The organism is Salinisphaera orenii subsp. orenii MK-B5 (genome assembly GCF_003788635.1).
GTDB lineage: Bacteria > Pseudomonadota > Gammaproteobacteria > Nevskiales > Salinisphaeraceae > Salinisphaera > Salinisphaera orenii.
The window spans coordinates 1-20125 of record NZ_AYKH01000004.1 but is presented as its reverse complement, the minus strand read 5'-3'; the positions used below and the strand labels follow the sequence as shown (position 1 = coordinate 20125).

General features: G+C 69.4%; 15 protein-coding genes and 1 pseudogene. 8 read left to right on the top strand and 8 right to left on the bottom strand.

All coding sequences use genetic code 11. From position 1 onward, the window contains the following. Window positions 1-102: 102 nt before the first annotated feature. From fdhF to mobA, 5 genes are all read right to left on the bottom strand, one after another. Complete coding sequence (gene fdhF, locus SAOR_RS03150; protein WP_245965378.1) at window positions 103-3135, bottom strand: formate dehydrogenase subunit alpha; 3033 nt, start codon at window positions 3133-3135, stop codon at window positions 103-105. A 77-nt stretch (window positions 3136-3212) separates the two neighbouring features. Beyond that, window positions 3213-3335 carry a hypothetical protein gene (locus SAOR_RS17190; RefSeq protein WP_281272981.1) on the bottom strand — a complete coding sequence of 41 codons (123 nt, stop codon included), beginning with the start codon at window positions 3333-3335 and terminating at the stop codon, window positions 3213-3215. A 75-nt stretch (window positions 3336-3410) separates the two neighbouring features. Further along, window positions 3411-4772 carry an L-lactate MFS transporter gene (locus SAOR_RS03145; RefSeq protein ID WP_123630181.1) on the bottom strand — a complete coding sequence of 454 codons (1362 nt, stop codon included), beginning with the start codon at window positions 4770-4772 and terminating at the stop codon, window positions 3411-3413. A gap of 128 nt (window positions 4773-4900) precedes the next feature. Further along, window positions 4901-6151, bottom strand: coding sequence for a molybdopterin molybdotransferase MoeA (gene moeA / locus SAOR_RS03140; RefSeq protein WP_245965377.1), 1251 nt, complete (start codon window positions 6149-6151; stop codon window positions 4901-4903). A gap of 37 nt (window positions 6152-6188) precedes the next feature. Continuing rightward, window positions 6189-6776 (bottom strand): molybdenum cofactor guanylyltransferase MobA, encoded by a 588-nt coding sequence (gene mobA, locus SAOR_RS03135; protein ID WP_123630180.1) that lies wholly within the window; start codon window positions 6774-6776, stop codon window positions 6189-6191. Window positions 6777-7019: 243 nt separating this feature from the next. Between mobA and SAOR_RS03130 the strand changes: the two genes are divergently transcribed. Further along, entirely contained in the window at window positions 7020-7775 is a 756-nt protein-coding gene (locus tag SAOR_RS03130) for a DUF4197 domain-containing protein (RefSeq protein WP_185015530.1), read from the top strand. A gap of 33 nt (window positions 7776-7808) precedes the next feature. Here the strand turns inward: SAOR_RS03130 and SAOR_RS03125 are convergent, their stop codons facing one another. Continuing rightward, window positions 7809-8378 carry an HNH endonuclease gene (locus SAOR_RS03125; protein ID WP_221179855.1) on the bottom strand — a complete coding sequence of 190 codons (570 nt, stop codon included), beginning with the start codon at window positions 8376-8378 and terminating at the stop codon, window positions 7809-7811. A 184-nt stretch (window positions 8379-8562) separates the two neighbouring features. Between SAOR_RS03125 and SAOR_RS03120 the strand changes: the two genes are divergently transcribed. The 3 genes from SAOR_RS03120 to SAOR_RS03110 are packed head-to-tail and all read left to right on the top strand — an operon-like array spanning window position 8563 to window position 14401. Continuing rightward, the gene (locus tag SAOR_RS03120) at window positions 8563-9747 is read left to right on the top strand and encodes an efflux RND transporter periplasmic adaptor subunit (RefSeq protein ID WP_123630178.1); all 1185 of its coding nucleotides are present in this window, start codon (window positions 8563-8565) and stop codon (window positions 9745-9747) included. Then, the gene (locus tag SAOR_RS03115; protein ID WP_123630177.1) at window positions 9744-12845 is read left to right on the top strand and encodes an efflux RND transporter permease subunit; all 3102 of its coding nucleotides are present in this window, start codon (window positions 9744-9746) and stop codon (window positions 12843-12845) included. The genes SAOR_RS03120 and SAOR_RS03115 overlap by 4 nt, the downstream gene beginning before the upstream one ends. Continuing rightward, window positions 12842-14401 (top strand): TolC family protein, encoded by a 1560-nt coding sequence (locus SAOR_RS03110; protein ID WP_123590526.1) that lies wholly within the window; start codon window positions 12842-12844, stop codon window positions 14399-14401. Before SAOR_RS03115 ends, SAOR_RS03110 begins: the two co-directional genes overlap by 4 nt. Window positions 14402-14694: 293 nt before the next feature. On the opposite strand, the gene SAOR_RS03105 is transcribed toward SAOR_RS03110, so the two are convergent. Together SAOR_RS03105 and acs are read right to left on the bottom strand one after the other, a co-directional pair. After that, window positions 14695-15876: an acetyl-CoA C-acetyltransferase gene (locus tag SAOR_RS03105; protein WP_123630260.1), complete on the bottom strand. Its 1182-nt coding sequence runs from the start codon at window positions 15874-15876 to the stop codon at window positions 14695-14697. A gap of 215 nt (window positions 15877-16091) precedes the next feature. Continuing rightward, window positions 16092-18047 carry an acetate--CoA ligase gene (acs, locus tag SAOR_RS03100; protein ID WP_123590528.1) on the bottom strand — a complete coding sequence of 652 codons (1956 nt, stop codon included), beginning with the start codon at window positions 18045-18047 and terminating at the stop codon, window positions 16092-16094. Window positions 18048-18280: 233 nt separating this feature from the next. Here acs and SAOR_RS03095 point away from each other — a divergent pair, with 233 nt between their 5' ends. From SAOR_RS03095 to SAOR_RS03080, 4 genes and pseudogenes are all read left to right on the top strand, one after another. Further along, entirely contained in the window at window positions 18281-19033 is a 753-nt protein-coding gene (locus SAOR_RS03095; protein WP_123630176.1) for a MotA/TolQ/ExbB proton channel family protein, read from the top strand. After that, window positions 19023-19427, top strand: coding sequence for an ExbD/TolR family protein (locus tag SAOR_RS03090; protein ID WP_123630175.1), 405 nt, complete (start codon window positions 19023-19025; stop codon window positions 19425-19427). The genes SAOR_RS03095 and SAOR_RS03090 overlap by 11 nt, the downstream gene beginning before the upstream one ends. Further along, window positions 19424-19825, top strand: coding sequence for an ExbD/TolR family protein (locus SAOR_RS03085; protein ID WP_123630174.1), 402 nt, complete (start codon window positions 19424-19426; stop codon window positions 19823-19825). Before SAOR_RS03090 ends, SAOR_RS03085 begins: the two co-directional genes overlap by 4 nt. After that, window positions 19822-20125, top strand: a pseudogene (locus tag SAOR_RS03080) (hypothetical protein); the annotation flags it as partial. The gene SAOR_RS03085 and the pseudogene SAOR_RS03080, both read left to right, overlap by 4 nt.

Below are 20125 nucleotides of genomic sequence, written 5' to 3'. Positions count from 1 at the left end.
GTGTCCCATCGGCCTGACGGGCAAGGCGCGAAACCAGGCCGTATCGGGCCAGAACGGCGGTGCGAGCCGCGCGCCGTGTCAGGTGACTTGCAGGACAGGACACTAGAGCCCGCTTCCGGTTGGCCGCGGTTTGGGCGGCCGACGATAATCATCGCGATCCCACTTGCGGCCGACTTCGACACCGCTGGTCGGATGCCGCGCCTGATTGCGCTGGTTGTTGGCCTTGAGCGGCGGCGTGCCGTCGGCCGAGATCATCTCCATGCGCACCGCGAGCTCCTTGTAGGCCGGGGTATCGGTGTCCTTGTCGGCCTCGAAGCTCGTGAGCACGTTGATGGCCTCGCTGTTGGCGCGCCCGTGCATGGGCATATACAGCTGATGCCCGGACACGCGGTCGGTGACCTCGACCGCGACCTTGATCGCCCCGCGCCGCGACACCAGCCGCACGATCGACCCCGGCTGCAACCCGCGTTCGGCGGCGAGATCCGGCGATACCTCCACGAACGCCTGCGAGATCTTGAACACGATGCCCGGCGTCTCGTCGGTGAGATTACCTTCGTGGAAATGCTCCAGCAGGCGACCGTTGTTCAAATGCAGATCGTACTCGGCGTCGACCTGATCGGTCGGCTCGGTCCAGTCCACCGGGTGGAAGCGGGCGTTGCCGTCCTTGAAATGGAAGGTGCCGTCGTTGTACAGCCGCTCGGCGCCGCTGGCGCCCTTCTCGCGCACGGGCCACTGCTGGGAGCCGAAGCCGGCCAGCCGCTCGTAGGTCACGCCCGACATGAGGTCACACAGCGACGTCGACTCGGCCATGATCTCGCTCGGGTGATCGTAGCGCCAGTCCGCGCCGAGCGCGTTGGCCAGCTCGGTGATGATGCGCCAGTCCGGGCGGGAGTCGCCGAGCGGCGGAAACACCTCGTAGAGGCGCTGGATGCGCCGCTCGGTGTTGGTGAAGGTGCCCTCCTTTTCCACCGAGGGGCTGGCCGGCAGCACCACGTCCGCGAACTCGCAGGTACGGGTGAAGAAGATATCCTGCACGACGAAGAAGTCGAGCTTCTCGAAGGCCGACTGCACGTGCAGGGCGTCGGAGTCCACGATCCCCATGTCCTCGCCGATCACGTACAGCGACCTGAGATCGCCGTCGTGGATCGTATTGACCATCTCGTGGTTGTTCAGCCCCTTGCGCGTGGTCAGATCGACGCCCCAGGCCTGTTCGTACTGGCGGCGAATGCCGTCGTCGGTGATGAAGTCGTAGCCCGGCAGCCGGTCCGGCATGCAGCCGAAGTCGCTGGTGCCCTGGACGTTGTTGTGACCGCGCATGGGGTAGCCGCCGGTGCCGAAACGTTCGACGTTGCCGGTGAGAACCAGCAGGTTGCACAGGGCGGTGGCGGTGTCAGCGCCCATGGTGTGCTGGGTCACGCCCATCGCCCACACGCCGCAGACGGTCTTCGCCGCGATTATGTTATCGGCGATCGCCTGCAGCTCGTCCTGTGACAGCCCGGTACGCTCGGCCGCGAACTCGAAGGTGAACTTCGCCAGGCTGTCCCGATAATCCTCGAAACAGTCGACATGGTCGTTGATGAAGTCCATGTCGGCGTGGCCGCTGTCGAGAATGTACTTGGCCACGGCGTTGAGCCAGATGAGATCCGTGCCCGGCTCGGGGCGAATGTGCATGTCCGCGCGTTCGGCCATCTCGTTGACGCGCAGGTCGGCCACGATGTGCTTCTGGCCGTGCAGCTTGGCGGCCCGCTTCATGCGGGTGGCGATCACCGGATGGCTCTCGGCGGTGTTCGAGCCCACGATGAGCAGTAGTTCGGCGGCCTCGAGATCGGCGATCGAGCCGGTGTCCGCGCCGAAGCCCACCGTGCGCCAGAGGCTCTCGGTGGCCGGTGCCTGGCAGTAGCGCGAGCAGTTGTCGATGTTGTTGGTGCCGATCACCGCCCGCGCGAGCTTCTGCATCAGGTAGGCCTCCTCGTTCGTGCACTTGGAGGAGGCTATGAAGGCCAGCGCGTCCGGACCGGACTCGCCCCTGATCTCGCCGAAGCGACGCGCGATCAGCGCGTAGGCCTCGTCCCACTCGGCTTCGCGGAAGGCGCCGTTGTCGCGGATCAGCGGCTTGGTCAGCCGGTGCTCGCTGTTGATGTGGCCCCAGCCGAACTTGCCCTTGATGCAGGTGGAGATGCCGTTGGCCGGCGCCTCCGGCTGCGGCTGGACCTTGAGCAGCTCGCGCCCGCGGGTCCACATCTCGAAGGAACAGCCCACGCCGCAGTAGGTGCATACGGTCTTGGTGCGCTTGAGCTCGGTCTCGCGCATGGCCGCGTCGACCTCGGAGACGGCGAAGATCGGGCCGAAGCCGGTGGTGTGCTCAGCGGTCTTGACCAGATCGATGGCCGCTCGACCGAGTTCCCGATAGCCACTCAGCGACTGCGGCGAAAGCGCGGTCATCGGCCCCATTCGGCCGATCGCGGTCTTTTCCATCAACGCATTGCAGGGGCAGACGGTCACGCAGTGGCCGCAGGACACGCAGGAGGAGTCCTCGATGGCGACATCGTCGTCCCAGATGACCCGCGGGCGATCGCGGTCCCAGTCGATCGACAGCGTTTCGTTGACCTGGAGATTCTGGCAGGCCTCTACACAGCGCCCACAGAGGATGCACTGGTCCGGATCGTAGATGTAGAAGGGGTTGGAGTAGTCCTTCTCGTAGGGCTTGCCGCGGAATTCGTAGCGCTGGCCCGGCACCTGCATGTCGCGCACGGTGTTGTGCACGTCGCAGTTGCCGTTGTTGTTGTCGCAGACCGAGCAGTACAGGTCGTGGTTGGACACCACCCGGTCGATGCCCTCACGGCGGGCGCGCTCGGCGGTATCCGTGTCCAGTCCAACCTCGAGTCCCGGCTTGACCGTGACCCCGCAGCCGCGCACCAGATTGCCGTCGACCTCGACGAAGCAGGTATCGCAGGTCTGCAGCGGCCCGAGGCTCGGGTGATAGCACAGATGCGGCAGATACAGCCCGGCGGCCTCCAGGGCATCGGGCAGCAGCTGCCCGGTCTCAACCTCGACGGCGCGGCCGTCGACAGTGATCTCGATCCGCTCGGCGACGTCGTCCATCTGCGTCTCCTGATTGCCACTGGTCTGGGCCATGCATCACGCGTGCCCGGCGCGACCGGGCCGCGATCGTTCGGCCGCCGCCCGACCGGGCGGGGCCGGGTTCGGCGCCGCTAGCCGGTGAACAGGCGCAGCGCGCCGCTCAACGTCTCGATGAATCCCCAGAGCGCGGGCAGGGTCACCATGGCCCAGAGGCCCGCGACCTGCCATGTCGGCGTGGTGCTATGTTCGCTCATCAGTCTCTCCTGCAGGATGCAGACGATTCAATCCGTAGAAACAACGACCCGGGCGGCTGCAACCGCACCGGCCCGTCAGGCCGCGTCATCCGGATCACCCTGGTAGTGATGCTTTTCGGCAACCGGACGCACCAGCAGGTTGCAGACCAGCCCCGCGGCCAGCAGTGCGACCATGACATAGAGCGTCGTGGTGTAGGCGTCGGCGGGCGCGACGCCCGCTTCGATGCGCCCCTCACGCAGCTGATTGAGCAACACCGGGCCGACGACGCCGGCCGCGGACCAGGCCGTGAGCAGGCGGCCGTGAATGGCCCCCACGTGCATCGTGCCGAAGATGTCCCGCAGGTAGGCGGGCACGGTCGCGAAGCCGCCGCCGTACATGGACACAATGATGCAGGCGGCGAGCACGAACAGCACGATGTTGCCCGCCGCCGCCACGTTGGGCACCAGCGCATAGAGCGCCATCCCGATCACGAAGAAGCAGACGTAGGTCATCTTGCGGCCGATGTAATCGGACAGCGACGCCCAGAAGAAGCGCCCGGCCATGTTGAAGATCGACAGCACGCCGACGAATCCGGCCGCCGCGGCCGCGCTCACACCGACCATCTCCTGGGCCATGGGCGAGGCCTGCTCCAGCAGGGCAATGCCGGCGGTGACGTTGAGAAACAGCACCAGCCAGATCAGATAGAACTGCGGGGTGCGCATGGACTGGCTCACGTGCACGTGGTGGCGCGTGATCATGCGGCTCTGCTGGCCCTGGGCCTCCGGATCGAAGCCCGCAGGCTTCCAGCCCTCGGCGGGTATGCGCACGATCAGCGCGCCGATCATCATGAACAGGAAGTAAATCACGCCCATGGCCACGAACGTCGAGCCGACGCCGACCGAATCGGGCCCGTCGAAGAAGGCCATGAGCGAGGTGGCCAACGGCGAGCCAATCATCGCGCCGCCGCCGAAGCCCATGATCGCCATGCCGGTCGCCAGCCCCGGGCGATCGGGGAACCACTTGATGAGCGTGGACACCGGCGAGATGTAGCCGATGCCCAGACCGATGCCGCCGAGTACGCCGTAGCCCAGATAGATCAGCCAGATCTGATGCGTCCAGACGCCGAAGGCCGAAATGATGAAGCCGCCACCGAAGCAGCTCGCAGCCAGCGCCATTGCCTTGCGCGGCCCGACGCGCTCGAGCCACTGCCCGCCGAAGGCCGCAGCGAGCCCCAGCACGGCGATCGCCAGCGAAAAGATCCAGGCCAGCGTCGGCTGCGACCAGTCCGCCGCCGCCGATTCGCTCACGCCGACGACACGCGTCAGCGGCAGCTTGAACACGGAGAACGCGTACACCTGGCCGATGCACAGGTGAATGCACAGTGCCGCGGGCGGCACCATCCAGCGATTGAAGCCGGGCTTGGCGACGATGCTGGACTTGTCGAAGAATCCGGCCATGATTTCCCCCGGTGGTCAGTGGGCGCGGCGAACGATTGCGCGCGACCGAAGCCTACCACTCAGACTGCATGGTGCGCGCATGTATCGCACGAAAGTCTAACCCCGCCGTGCAACCCGAGACCGGCCGCTCAGGCGATCGGCGGCGCCGGCTGGCCCCAGACCGGCTGCGCCATCGGCTCCACCGTGACCGGCGTGCCGGCCGCGACGTCGCCGCAGTCCGCCGGCAGCACGATGAAGCAGTCCGCGCGGCTCATCGAACGCATCACGCCCGAGCCCTGATGATCGACGGCCACCACCTCGGAGACCGCGCCGTCGAAGGCCATGCAGCCGCGCAGGTAGTGCTCGCGGCCGGGTTTCTTGCGCAGATCCGTGCGCGTGGGCAGCGTGAAGCGCACGGGCGCCGCGGGCGTGCCGCCGGCCAGACGCACCAGCGCCGGCCGCACCAGCTGGACGAAGGTCACCGCGGTCGACACCGGGTTGCCGGGCAGGCCGAAAAAACGCGCGTCGCCGAGCGTGCCGAAGGCGAGCGGCTTGCCCGGCTTGATCGCCACGCGCCAGAAGTCGACGCTGCCGCGGTCGGCGAGTACATCCAGGACGAAATCGGCCGCGCCCACCGAGACTCCGCCGCTGGTGACCACCGCATCCACCGTCATCGCCCGGTCGAACGCCGCAGCCAGCGCCGCGCGCGAATCGCCGACCACGCCCAGATCGACGCCCTCCATGCCGAGCTCGGCCAGCACCGCGGCGAGACCGTGACGATTGCTGTCGTAGATCTCGCCCGGCGCCAGCGGACCGTCGATCGGGCGCAGCTCGTCGCCGGTGGAGAAAAACGCCACCCGCGGCCGGCGATACACCGCCACCCGATGCGCGCCGACCGAGGCCAGCACCGCGATATCGGCCGGCCGCAGATAGTGGCCGGGCCCGAGCACCGCGTCACCGCGGGTCAGGTCCTCGCCGGCCGGGCGGATATTGTCGCCACGCGCGGGCACATGCTCGATCACGACATCGTCGCCCTCCGTGCGCGTGTTCTCCTGCATCACCACCGTATCCACGCCCGCGGGCACGACCGCCCCGGTCATGATGCGTACGCACTCGCCCGCGCCCACGCGCGCAGGGAAGGGATGACCCGCCAGGGCCTCGCCGACCACCCGCAGACGCGCGCCGTCGGCCGGCGCTTGCGCGGCGGCGAAGCCGAAGCCATCCATCGAGGCATTATCGGCCCCCGGCACGTCCACGCCTGCGGTCACGGTCTCGGCGAGCACGCGGTGCAGCGCCTCGGGCAGCGCCAGCGTCTGCGTCTCGGTGATCGGCGAGATGGCGGCCACGATGCGTGCCCGTGCCTCGGCCAGCGGCATTGGACCGTTTCGGGACTCGGCCATGATCGACTCCTGGAGGGTGGTGGGGCGGACGGCCAGACTACAGCCGCGCGGCGATCACGCGGGCATCGGCCTCGGCGTTGACGTTGGCGAAGGCGTCGCAGTCGGGCCAGGCGACCGACACGCACGTCAGCCGCCGATGCCAGGCATGAACCGCCCGTACGCCGTCGGCGCGCGCGGCTTCGAGATCCGCCAGCAGCTCGCGACGCAGCAGGGCGTGCAGCGGCTGCGTCCGCCCCGCGCAGCTCGCCACGGCCAGGTCGGCCGAGGCATGCAGCGCCGCCCCCAGCCGTGCCGCCAGGTCCAGCGGCAGCGCCGGCGTGTCGACCGGCACGATCAGCACGTACGGCGTGGCGGCCGCCTGCAGCAGCGCCGCGATGCCGGCCAGCGGGCCGTCGAAATCACCGCCGTCGTCGGGAACCACGCGATGTCCGAGCGCCCGATAGCGGGCCAGGCTGCGGTTGGCGCTGATCACCGCCGCGGCGCACTGGGGCGCCACCCGCGCCAGCGTGCGCGTGATCAGCGGTTGCCCGTCGAGCCGATACCAGCCTTTATCGACCCCGCCCAGCCGCCGGCCCCGGCCGCCGGCGAGCACGCCGGCCGTGATGCGATCGCGGGCGATGTTCATAGCCCACATCCTGACGCCGACAAGCCCTCTCGACAACGCGGCCGACCGACCGGCACGGAGGGCGCCGGCACGGCACGGACACGGGCCCGCCGCCGCATCGCCGCCTACGCAGACGCGGTCGCGGTCGCGTTCGCGAAGAGGCGCGCGCATACGGCCACCATCCCACAACGCCATCCGCAGCGCGTAAGCCGGCGGTCAGGCGCCCGCGCTACCATGCCGCTACAGCCTTCGATCAGAGCCGCCATGCGACGCCGACTCGTCACTCTTCTCGCCACCGGCGCATTGTTCGCCACGGCCGCGGCCGGCGCCCAGGATCTGGGCGATCGCTTCAAGGCCTTCGTCGACCAGGTCAACGGCGACGACAGCACGAGCGCGGCTCGCCAGCTGCCGGAGAGCGAGGTCGTCTCCGGCCTCAAGGCCGCCCTCGCCGACGGCGCCTCGGCGGCGGTCACGCAGCTGGGCCGCAGCGACGGATTCTGGGGCGACGAGGCCCGCCGCATCGCGCTGCCCGGCTGGATGGACAGCGCCGCGGGCATGCTGCGCCAGGCCGGCTACGGCGAGCGGCTCGACGGCCTGCAACTCCACATGAACCGCGCGGCCGAACAGGCCACCGCGGAGGCCGGACCGATTCTGCGCGAGACGATCAACGCCATGAGCGTGACCGACGCCTTGGCCGTGCTCCGCGGCTCGGACACCGCAGCGACCGAATACCTGCGCGACCACGCCGGCGAGGCGCTGGCCGACAAGTTCGAGCCGATCGTGGCCCGGACCACGGCCCAGTCCCAGGCCGCCTCCGCCTACCGCGCGCTGACCTCGCGCGCCAAGCCGATGCTGTCGTTCGTACCCGGGATGGACCTGAATCTCGACGACTATGTCACCCGGCAGGCGCTGGACGGTCTGTTCGCCGTGATCGGGGAGCAGGAGCGCGCGATTCGCGAGAACCCCGCCGAGCGCGGCACGGCCCTGCTGAAGAAGGTCTTCTCGGCCACCTCCAGCTGACCGCGAGACCGGCGGTTTCGCGAGCGCCGACGCTCAGACGGTGAGGCGCTGGCGCCTCGGGGCGAGGCGTTCCAGAAAGGCCTGCTGGTCGGCCAGGATCCGTCGATTGGCGAGGATGAGCCATTCCGCGAGATTGGGCTCGTAGGGCAGCGCCAGCAGCGACATGCCGGCCTGCTCGGGCGTGCGGTCATCCTTGTAGCGATTGCAGGCCTCGCAGGTGGACACGACGTTGGTCCACTCGTGCACCCCGCCCTTCGAGCGCGGCACGACGTGCTCGATCTGCATCTGGCTGAAGCCGAGGCGGGTGCCGCAGTACAGACAGAGCCCGCCGTCGCGGTGATAGAGCTCGCGCCGGGTCAGGGCCGGGACCAGATTGCGGGCGAAGCGATGCGAGCGGTCGCGCACCGCGATGATGGAATCGATCGCCAGCTCGCTGCGGATGCCGGTCTCCCGCGACCGGCCGCCGCGCAGGCAGATCTTCTCGCTGCCGGCCTCCCAGGCGATCTTGTCGGTGAAGTAGAGACTCACCGCTTCCCGCCAATCCACCCATTCCACGGGCAGACCACCGGCATCGAGCTTGAGTATGCGTGGAATCACGTCCACGGGATCATCCTCTTCGGTTGCCGCGTCGTCATTCTCGCGCGGACATGTGACCGCGCCTTGACGCATGATCTGTTGTACCGGATATCCATCGCCTCGCGCAATCGCCCGGTGCGTAACGATTATTCGATACTACTTTGATCTACACTAGACGGATGCGCTCCGCTCCGCCGAACCCTCCGTCCGGATGACGACGCGTCGCCTGCTTGTCGTCCTCGGCGTTGCCGCGCTTGTCGCCGCGGCGCTGTACTGGTGGTCGGCGCCCGAGCCGACCGAGGCCGCCGCGGCGACCCGGGAAGTGGCGGTCGAGATCACGCCCGTCGAGCGCGCCGCGATCGACGATCTTCGCGAGTTCTCCGGCAGCCTCGAGGCCAGCGCCCGGCTCACGGTGGCCCCCAAGATCGCCGGCCAGATCGAGCGCGTGACGGTGGATATCGGCGACACGGTCGCGCGCGGCGACCTGCTGGTCACCCTCGACGACAACGAATACCGCCAGGCGCTGGCCGAGGCCGACGCCCAGCTGGAAGTCGCCCGGGCCGAGCTCGATCGGGCCGAAAGCGACGCCGCCAACGCCCGGCGCACGCTGTCGCGGGTACGCTCGCTCAACGACAAGGGCATCGCCCCGGACGCCGAGCTCGACGAGGCCGAGTCGCAGGGGGCCAACGCCCGCTCGGCGCTGTCGGTCGCGCGTGCCGGCATCGCCGAGGCCCGCGCCCGGGTCGAGACCGCGCGGGTGCGGCTCGGCTACACCGAGATCCACGCCGACTGGCCCGGCGCGGACGGCGAACGCGTGGTGGGCGAGCGCAGCGTCGAGCCCGGGGACACGGTCGCGGCCAACACGTCGTTGCTCAGCGTGGTCTCGGTCACGCCGCTGACCGCCGTGATCCAGGTCCCGGAGGCGATCTACACCCAACTGGCCGTGGGCCGGAGCGCGCGCCTGCGCGTGGCCGGTGCGGCCGAGGCCACCCACGGCGCGGTGATCGAGCGCATCGCGCCGGTGTTCGATCCGGACACCCGACGCGCCCGCGTGGAGCTGTCGGTGGACAACGACGGCGGCCGGCTCGCGCCGGGCATGTTCGTGCGCATCGGTCTGGTCGCCGAGCACCTCGAGGCCGCGCCCGTGGTGCCACGGGCCGCTCTGGTCGAACGCGGCGGCGAGACCGGCGTGTTCCTCGTCGACGAGGCAGCCGGCGTAGCCCGCTTCCACGCGGTCGAGGTCGCCTTCCGTAACCGCGAGCGGGCCGCCATCCGCAGCCCGGCCAGCCTCGACGGCCAGGTCGTGACCCTGGGCCAGGCGCAGCTCGAGGACGGCATCGCGGTCGACTTCGACGCCGGCGACTCAGGCGACGCGGAGCCGCCGGCCACGCCATGAGATCGCTGCCGGCGTTCGCGGTCGCCCGGCCGATCACCACCTGCATGGTCATGGCGATCGCGCTGCTGCTCGGCGGCGTGGCCCTGATGCGGCTGCCGGTGGACCTGCTGCCCGACATCGAGACCCCCACGCTGACCGTCTCGGTGGACTACGAGAACGCCGCCCCCGAGACCATGGAGGAACTGGTCACGCGGCCGGTCGAACAGGCGGTGGCCGCCACCCCGGGGCTCGAAGAGATGGAGTCGACCTCGGTCGAGGGCACGACCGACGTCACCCTGCGCTTCGGCTGGGGCGTGGACATTGACGCCGCCGCCAACGACGTCCGCGACCGGCTGTTCTCCGAACTCGACGACCTGCCCGACGACGCCAGCCGGCCGCGGCTGCGCAAGTTCGACACCGCCGATCTGCCGGTGATGGGCCTCGGCCTGGCCAGCACCATCGATCCCATCGAGCTGCGCCGGCTGATCGACAACCAGCTGTCCTATCGATTACAGCAGATCCAGGGCGTGGCCGCGGTCGAGATCTGGGGCGAACCGGAGCGCGAGATTCAGGTGAATCTGGATTTCGACCGGGTGCGCGCGCTGGATCTGTCGCTGACCGACATCCGCGACACGCTCGCCGCAGCCAACCGCAACCTGCCCGCGGGCTCGATCGAGATCGGCAACCAGGAACTGGTGCTGCGCACGCCGGGGCGCTTCAGCGATCTCGACGATCTGCGCAGCGCGGTGGTGCTCATGCGCGAGGACACGCCGATCACGCTCGGCGACATCGCCACCGTGGTCGATACCCAGCAGCGCGAGGAACGCCTAATCCGCATCAACGGCGAGCGCGGGGTGCGCATGGGCGTACGCAAGCAGTCGGGGGCCAACACGGTCGAGGTCGCGCGCCGGCTCACCGACGAAATCGCCGAACTCAACCGCGAGTTCCCCCAGGTCCGCATCAGCGCTTATTTCAACACCGCGGACTACATCAATCGCTCCATCGCCAACGTCTCGCGGGCGCTGATCTACGGCAGCGTGCTGGCGTTCGTGGTGCTGCTGGTCTTCCTCGGCCATCTGCGCGCCGCGCTGGCGGTTTCGCTGGCCATCCCCGTGTCGCTGATCGCCACCTTCGGGCTCATGTACGGCGCCGGCTACACCCTGAATCTGATGACCCTCGGCGGACTGGCGCTGGGCGTAGGCATGATGGTCGACTCGGCGATCGTGGTGCTCGAAAACATCCAGCGACGACGCAGCGAGTTCGGCGAGGATCGGCTCGCCTCGGCCGTGGCGGGCACCGACGAAGTCGCCGGGGCGATCATCGCCAGCACGCTGACCACGCTCGCGATCTTCATCCCCATGCTGTTCGCGCGCGAGCTCTCGGGCCAGCTGTTCCAGACGCTCGCGGTGGTGGTGGCCTTCGCGCTGGCCTGCTCGCTGGCGGTCGCGCTGACACTCATGCCGATGCTCACCGCACGCGTGGTTGGGCTGGCTCAACCGCCGCGCTCGCGCGCCGTCCAGTCGCTGTTCGCCCGCGCCGGCCGTCTCTACGATCGCCTGCACCACGGCTACCGGCGCGCGCTCGACGCCGCGCTGGCGGCACCGCGGCGGGTGCTTTTGGCGGCCGGTCTCGCCAGCCTCGCCGCGCTCGCCGGCTTCGGCCAGCTCGGTACCGAATTCATGCCCGCCTCGGACGAGGGCGAGGTCCGCGTCGATCTGGAGATGCCGCCGGGCACCCGCCTGGACGTCATGGACGCCCAGACCCGCAAGGCCGAGGCGATCGTGCGCGCGCAGGTGCCGGAGGCGCTGTCGGTGGTCACGAGCGTGGGCAGCGGCAGCTATCGCGCCGACGCCGGCGCCGAGGCCGATATCCGCATCGAACTGCCGCCGACGGCCGCGCGCGAGCGTTCCAGCGCCGACGTCGCCGCCGACCTGCGGGCCGCGATCGGCGCCCTGCCCGACACCGAGGTGCGCGTGCGGGTGCGTCAGCCGTTCTTCTTCCGCATGCTGGATTTCGGCGGCGAGGACGAGAGCGTGCAGGTGGAGGTGCGCGGCTACGACTTCGACGTGCTCGAACGGCTGTCGGGCCGGCTGCAGACCGCGATCGCCGGCATCGGCGGCATCACCGACGTGCGCGCCTCGCGCACCGGCGGCGCGCCCCAGCGCGACATCATCATCGACCGCGATGCCGCTGCCGACCGCGGCGTGACGGTCGAAGCGATCGGCGAGACGGTCGAGACCGCGATCGCCGGCACCAACGCCGGCTATTATCTCGACGACGGCGACGAGGTGCGCGTGCGGGTGCAGTTAAACGACCCGATGCAGGTCGCCCCGGAGCAGATCCTCGATCTGCCGGTGCCGGTCAGCGGCTCGGGCCGCGACGGCGCGCGCGTGCGACTGGGCGACGTCGCGACGATCGTCGAGGCCGTCGGCCCGATCGTGATCGAGCGCCAGAACCAGCAGCGCCTGGTCTCGGTCTATGCCAACGTGGCCGATCGTGATCTCGGCTCGGTGGTCGCCGACGTGCAGGCCGCCCTCGACGACATCGCGCTGCCGGCCAACTACGACATGCAGCTGGTGGGCGAATACGAGGAACAGGTGGAGGCGTTCCGCGAGCTGGGCATCAACGTCGCGCTCGCCCTGCTGCTGGTGTACATGGTGATGGCCTGTCTCTACGAATCCCTGATCGATCCGCTGATCGTGATGACCACGGTGCCGCTGGCGCTGATCGGTGTGGTCGCCACGCTCGCCGCCACCGGGACCACGCTCAACTCGCAGTCGCTGCTGGGCTGTCTCATGCTCATCGGCATCGTCGTCAACAACGCGATTCTCGTCGTCGATCAGGCCAACGCCCTGCAGCGCGACGGACTCGCCGCGCTGGCCGCGGTGCGCGAAGCCGGGCGGCGGCGCCTGCGCCCGATCCTGATGACCGCGGCCACGACGGTGTTCGCGCTGGTACCGCTGGCCATCGGCGCGGGCGAGGGCTCGGAATCGCAGGCGCCGCTGGCGCGGGCGGTGATCGGCGGCATGACCACGGCCACGCTGATCACGCTGATCGTCATCCCCGTGGTCTACGCCGGCGTGCATCGCGCCTGGCCGCCGCGCGGAGGCGCGGCATGAGCCGGCGCATCGCGGCGCTGGCCGGTCTGCTGCTGGCGACGAGCGCGGCCAGCCTGACCGCCGCCGCGGTGGAGGCGGACAATCTCGTGCTGCCGCCGGAACTGACCGAGGTCGGCGCCCGCGGCACCCTGGACCTGTCGGTCGAGGAAGCGGTCGCCCTCGCGATCCAGCACAACGCCTCGCTGCGTGCCGAACGCCAGCAGCCGATCATCGCCGGCACCTTCGCGGCCGTCGAGCGCGCCGTGTTCGACCCCAGCGTGTTCGCCACCGTGGAACGCTCGCGGGAGGTCACCGAGCGCGTCTCCGAGGACATCCAGCAGAATTTCGATGTCCGCAGCGAGCAGGAGACGGCCCGCGCCGGCCTGCGCCAGACCCTGCCCACGGGCACCGAGCTGGAGATCAGCCTGGAACAGGACCTGTCCGAGTCCAACCGCTCGCCGCGACAGGCGGGCACCCGCGCCGGCCTCTCCATCACCCAGGCCCTGCTGCGCGGTTTCGGTATCGATACCAATCTGGTCGCGCTGCGCCAGGCCCGCGCCGATGTCCAGGCCTCGGCCTACGAGCTGCGCGGCTTCGTGACGTCACTGGTCGCGGACGTGGAATCCACCTACTGGGACTATCTCGGCGCGCGCCGGCGGATCGACATCCTCGAAAACGCGCTCGAAGTCGCCCGACGGCAGTCGCGCGAGGCCCGCGCCCGTATCGAGGCCGGCACCGTTGCCGAGGTCGAGGAGGCCGCCTTCGCCGCCGAGGCCGCCCGCCGGCGCCAGGACCTGATCGACGGCCGCGCCGAGGCGCGCCGGCTGCGCACGCGGCTGCTGCAACTCATCAGCGTGCCCGGCCGCACCCGCTTCGAGCGTGCGATCGAGCCGACCACGCCCGTGGCCACCGAGGCCGCGCCGCTCGACACCGCCGGCGAATACGTCGACCTGGCCCGCCGGCGCCGCCCCGAGATCAACCAGGCGCGGCTGGAGCTGGCCCGCAACGAACTCGAGGTCGTGGCCACCCGCAACGGGCTGCTGCCGCGGCTGGACCTGTTCGTGACCCTCGGCCAGACCGGCTTCGGCGAGAACTACGGCCGCGCCTACGACACCCTCGACAATCGCAACACCTACGATCTGTCCGGGGCGCTGGAATTCGAGTATCCGCTGGGCAACCGCGCGGCCCGGGCCCGCGATCGGCGCGCCCGGGCCGGCCGGCGGCAGGCCGAGGCCAGCCTGGAGAATCTCGCCGGGGTGATCGAGTCGGATGTCCGCTACGCGCTGATCGAGGCCGATCGCGCGGCCGCCCAGATCGAGGCGTCGGCGGTGACCGTGCGCGAGCGGGAACGCACGCTCGAGGCCGAGCGGGCGCGCTTCGAAGTGGGACGTTCGACCGCCCTGCTGGTGGCCCAGGCCCAGCGCGACCTGCTCACCGCACGGCTGGATCGCATCGATGCCTTCATCGGCTATCGCCAGGCGCTGATCGAGCTGTACGTGGCGGACGGAACGCTGCTCACCCGTCGTCTGATCGAGGCCCCGGGGGATCGTTCGCCAACGACGCCGTGGCGCGACTGATCAAAGCCGCCGGACCATAGAAAACCGGCCGGTGCGATGCACCGGCCGGAAGCCGCGATTGACACAACGACCGGAGGAGATGTCGCGCGGGCGCATTGGAGGAGAGCAATACGGCGCAGGTCGCTGTGCACTGTTGCTAAAGCAAGACTGGTGCCAGTTTTCGGCCGGACGCGATGCCGCTCACCCGGCTTTTCGGGCGCCGACCGGCGGCCGACAGCCGCAAACCGGCCCTTCGACGCGGCCCCGGAACCGGCGCCGCGGTCGTCCGCGCCCCGTCCTGGTGCGCGTGTGGCCTAGCGCTGCAGCGCCAGCGCCACGCCCTGACCGCCGCCGATACACAGCGTCGCCAGCCCCTTCCGGGCGTCGCGCCGCCGCATCTCGTGGATCAGCGTGACCAGAATGCGGCAGCCGGACGCACCGATCGGGTGCCCGAGGGCGATGGCCCCGCCGTTGACGTTGACCCGCTCGATGTCCCAATCCAGCTGGCGGCCGACGGCGATCGACTGGGCGGCGAAGGCCTCGTTGGCCTCGATCAGGTCGAGATCGGGCACCGCCCAGCCGGCGCGGGCCAGGCAGCGCTGGCTGGCCGGCACCGGCCCGATGCCCATGAGCGCCGGGTCGACGCCGGCGCTGGCATAGCCGGCGAGCGTGGCCAGCGGCGTCAGCCCCAGCGCTTCGCACCGGGCCTGCGTGGTCACCACCACGGCCGCGGCGCCGTCGTTGAGCCCCGAGGCGTTGCCCGCGGTGACGCTGCCGTCACGCGTGAACGCGGGCTTGAGGCCGGACAGCCCCTCGGCGGTCACCCCCGGACGCGGGCCCTCGTCGCGGGCGAAGGCGATGGCATCGCCCTTCTTCTGCGGCACCTCGATCGGCAGCACCTCGTCCTCGAAACGCCCGTGCTTGAGCGCTTCCTCGGCGCGCTGCTGCGAACGCGCGGCGAAGGCGTCCTGTTCCTCGCGGGAGATGCGGTACTTCTGGGCCACGTTCTCGGCGGTCTGGCCCATGTGATAGCCGTTGAAGGCGTCCCAGAGGCCGTCGCGGATCATGGTGTCCACGAGCGCCCAGTCACCCATGCGCTTGCCGGTGCGCGAGCCGGGCAGCACGTGCGCCGCGCTGCTCATGTTCTCCTGACCGCCGGCGACCACCAGTTCGGCATCGCCGAGCGCGACCGCCTGGGCGGCCAGCATGACCGCCTTGAGACCGCTGCCGCAGACCTTGTTGATGGTCATGGCCGGCACGGTGTCGGGCAGACCGGCCCGGATCGCCGACTGACGAGCCGGATTCTGGCCCTCGCCGGCGGTGAGCACCTGCCCCATGATCACCTCGTCGACGGCGTCGGCCGCGATGCCGTGATTCGCCAGCAGGCCACGGATGACGTGGGCGCCGAGATCGACCGCGGACACGTCGGCCAGCGTGCCGCCGAAGCGGCCGATGGCGGTGCGCCCGGCGGCGGCGATGACGATATTGTCGTTCACTGGGTCGTTCACTGGAATGCCTCCCGATAAACCGAAAAACCCGGCGCAAGCCGGGCTCTGATGGCCGTCAGTCTAACCAAAAAGGCGGCCCGATGACGCCGCGCCCGGCCGCCGCTCGCGACCGCGGCCGGGCGATATCCATAAAAAAGGCCGGACCGGCCGGCGCGATGCACCGTAACCGGCCCGGCCACCCCCTGACGGGGCGCAGGCGCGGGTCAGCTGCCCTTGGCCTGCAACTGATCGAGAATCTGCGGATTCTCCAGCGTCGACACGTCCTGGGTCACCTCGTCGCCCCGGGCCACGGTCCGCAGCAGCCGGCGCATGATCTTGCCGGAGCGCGTCTTCGGCAGACCGTCGGCGAACCGGATCTCCTCGGGTTTGGCGATGGCCCCCAGCTGCTGGGCGACCCAGTCGCGCAGATCGCTGGCCAGCTTGTCGTTGCCGTCGTCGTTCTTGAGGATGACGAAGGCCACGATGCATTCGCCCTTGACGTCGTGCGGGCGGCTGACCACCGCCGCTTCGGAGACCGCGCTGTGGGCCACGAGGGCGGACTCGACCTCCATCGTGCCCATGCGATGACCGGAGATGTTCACCACGTCGTCGATGCGGCCGAGGATGCGGAAGTTGCCCTGCTCATCACGCTGGGCCGAATCGCCCGCCACATAGGTGTGGGCGTCGTACATGCCGAAGTAGGTCTCCTTGTAGCGGTCCGGGTCGCCCCAGATCGTACGCAGCATGTACGGCCACGGCTTGGTGATGACCAGCACGCCGCCGGCGTTGGCATCGGTTATCGGGGCACCCGATTCGTCGAGGATGTCGGCGACGATGCCGGGCAGCGGATAGGTCACCGAGCCCGGCTTGGTGCTCGTCGTCTGCGGCAGCGGCGAGATCATGTGCGCGCCGGTCTCGGTCTGCCACCAGGTGTCCACGATCGGGCAGCGCTCCTTGCCGATCACCTGCCGGTACCACATCCAGGCCTCGGGGTTGATCGGCTCGCCGACCGTACCGAGGATGCGCAGGCTGTCCAGCGCGTGGCGCTGCGGGTATTCGTCGCCCTGCTTCATCAGCGCGCGGATGGCGGTCGGCGCGGTGTAGAAGATGCTGACCTGATGCGTGTCCACCATCTTCCAGAAGCGATCCGGCTCCGGATAGGTGGGCACGCCCTCGAACATGACCTGGGTGGCGCCGCAGGCGGTCGGGCCGTAGGTGATGTAGGTATGACCGGTGATCCAGCCGACGTCGGCCGTGCACCAGAAGACGTCATCGTCACCCAGATCGAAGACCCAGCGGCAGCTGCAGATCGCCCCGAGCAGGTAGCCCGCGGAGGCGTGCTGGATGCCCTTCGGCTTGCCGGTGGAACCGGAGGTGTAGAGGATGAACAGCGGATGCTCCGCGTTCACCCATTCCGGCTCACACTCGTCGGCCTGGCCGTCGACGATATCGTGCCACCACACGTCGCGACCGTCGGCCATGGTCACGTCGGTGCCCGAGCGCTTGTAGACGACCACCGTCTCGATCGAGGCGCAGCCCTCGGACAGCGCCTGGTCGGCGACCTCCTTGAGCGCGATCAGCTTGCCGCCGCGATAGTTGCCGTCGGCGGTGATCAGCATCTTGGCCTCGGCGTCGTCGATGCGGTCCCGCAGCGCCGGCGCCGAGAAGCCGCCGAAGACCACCGAGTGGATCGCACCAATGCGCGCACAGGCCAGCATGGCAACGGCCGCCTGCGGAATGTTGGGCAGATAGATGACCGCCCGATCGCCCTTGCCCAGACCCTTGGCTTTCAGGGCGTTGGCAAAGCGACAGACGCGCGCATGCAGCTCCCTGTAGGAGATGTGCTCGACCTCGCCATCGTCGCCCTCGAAGATGATCGCGGTCTTGTCGCCGCGGGTCGCCAGATGCCGATCGAGGCAGTTGTAGGCGACATTCATCTCGCCATCGGCGAACCATTTGAAGAACGGGGCGTCCGAATCATCGAGGACCTGCGAGAAGGGCTTGTGCCAATCCAGATGATCCTTGGCCTGCTGGGCCCAGAAACCCTCGTGATCGGCCTCGGCGGCCTCGCGCAGGGCGTTGATCTCGGACGGCTTGAGATGTGCGCCGTCGAGAAACGCCTGGGGCGGATCGAACTGACGATCCTCCTTCAGGACGGATTCGATCTTGTTGTCGGCCATGAATACTCCGTAAAGCGATCGCAAACACTGTCAGCATACGCATTTGGCGGCTTTGTCTGCATAAGACGAAAGGCGTAGGCCCATGTCTTTGCAACGCGTCCTCGCCGCCGTCAGCAAGGACAAGAAGCCAGGCCGGTTAATAATAATCGTTCGCATCTAGCGCGCTTTTGCGCCATACTGCTTCGCCTTGTTTGCGCCGCATCGCGCTGCACTCACGCCAAGGAAACGACGCCATGACGCCAGACAGTTCGCCCGTCCTCGATCTCGCCGGTCTGTTCGAGCTGCTGCGTCTGGGCGGTCCGGTGGTCGCGGTTCTGGGCGTGATGTCGATCTTCGGCTTCGCCATCGCGCTGCTCAAGCTCTGGCAGTACGCCAGCGTTCGCGTGGGCCGGCGGCGTTTCATCACGCCGGCGCTGTCGCAGTGGCGCGCGGGCGAACGCGACCAGGCTATCGCCGCGCTGGCCGCCGAGCGCAACCCGATCGCCGACACGCTGGCGGTGGCCATGCGCGGGGTCGCCTCCGGTGCGGACACGGCCATCGTGCGGGAGGAGGCCGCTCGTGTGGGCGCGCGCCACCTCAGCCGGATGCGCCACTACTTCCGCCCGCTGGAGGTGATCGGCGCCCTGGCGCCGCTGATCGGTCTGCTGGGCACGGTCATGGGCATGATCTCGGCCTTCCAGCAGCTGGCCAGCGCCGGCAGCCAGGTCGATCCGTCGGTGCTGTCCGACGGCATCTGGGAGGCGCTCTTGACCACCGCCGTGGGCCTGATCGTGGCGATCCCGGCGGTCGCCGTGCTCAACTGGTTCGAGCGGATCGTCGAGCGCCTGCACGAGGACATGCAGGACACGCTCACCCGCTTTTTCACCCGCCACGAGGCCACCGGCTTCGATCACGCCGCGACGCCGTTCGCGGAACCGGAGTCCGGTTCGAACGAATCCCCCGGCGAGGCCGACGCCGGCAGCCGCCGCGCCTCGCATGCATATTGAAACGCTCAAGCGGCGCAAGCACACGATCAGCCTGACGCCGCTCATCGACGTCGTATTCATCCTGCTCGTGTTCTTCATGCTCGCCACGAGCTTCACCGACTGGCGGCCGATCGGGCTGGCGACCGGCACCACCGAGGCCACCCCCGGCCAGACGCCGCCCGCCGTGATCCGGGTGCTCGCCGACGGCAGCCTGCGCTATCGCAACCAGACCCATGCGCCCGGCGAGCTGGCCGCGCGGCTGATCGCCGCCCGTGAGGCGGACGAGATCTCGGCGGTGATCGTCCAGCCCGACGCGGAGACCGATCTCGAGGCGACCGTCGCCGCGCTCGATGCCCTGTCCGGCGCGGGCGTGGCACCGATGTCGCTGTCGACCACCGGCGGTGCCGCCCCATGATCGTGCCCCCGCCGAAGCGGCCGCGGTCCACGGAAGACAACATCCTGCCGCTGATCAACGTCGTCTTCCTGCTGTTGATCTTCTTCATGCTGGCGGGGGTGCTGACCCAGAGTCCGCCCTTCAGCCTGACACCACCGAGCACCGCCGAGACCGAGGAGTCGGCCCAGCTGGAATCGCGGGTGCTGTCGATATCCGCCGACGGCGAACTCGCCATGAGCGGCGAGCGCATCGACGACGCGGCGCTGCGCGAGGCCCTCGTCGACTGGCCGGACGACAAGCCCCTCCAGATCCGTGCCGACGGCGGACTCAAGGCAAGTGAACTCACCGCCGTGTTCGACCTGCTGCGCGAACTCGGCATCGCCGAGGTCAATCTGCTGACGCGCCACGACGACTCATGACGCGAATCCGTTTTCGACACTGGCTGGTCGTCCTCGCGATCGCCCTCGTCGCGCACGCCGCGCTGCTGGTGCGCTTCCAGGTCGAGACGACGCTGACCGGCGGCTCGGCCGGCAACCAGGGCGTGCGTATCGCACTCGCCCCCGAACAGGGCGCGCCGCAGCCCGAACAGCGGGCCGCGGACAACACCACCCGCGAGCCGCCGAGCGAACCCGAGAAGCCGGCCGAAAAAGCCACACCCGAGCCCGAGCCACAGCCCGCACCGGAACCGATTCCCGAGCCGCAGCCGGAACCGACACCCG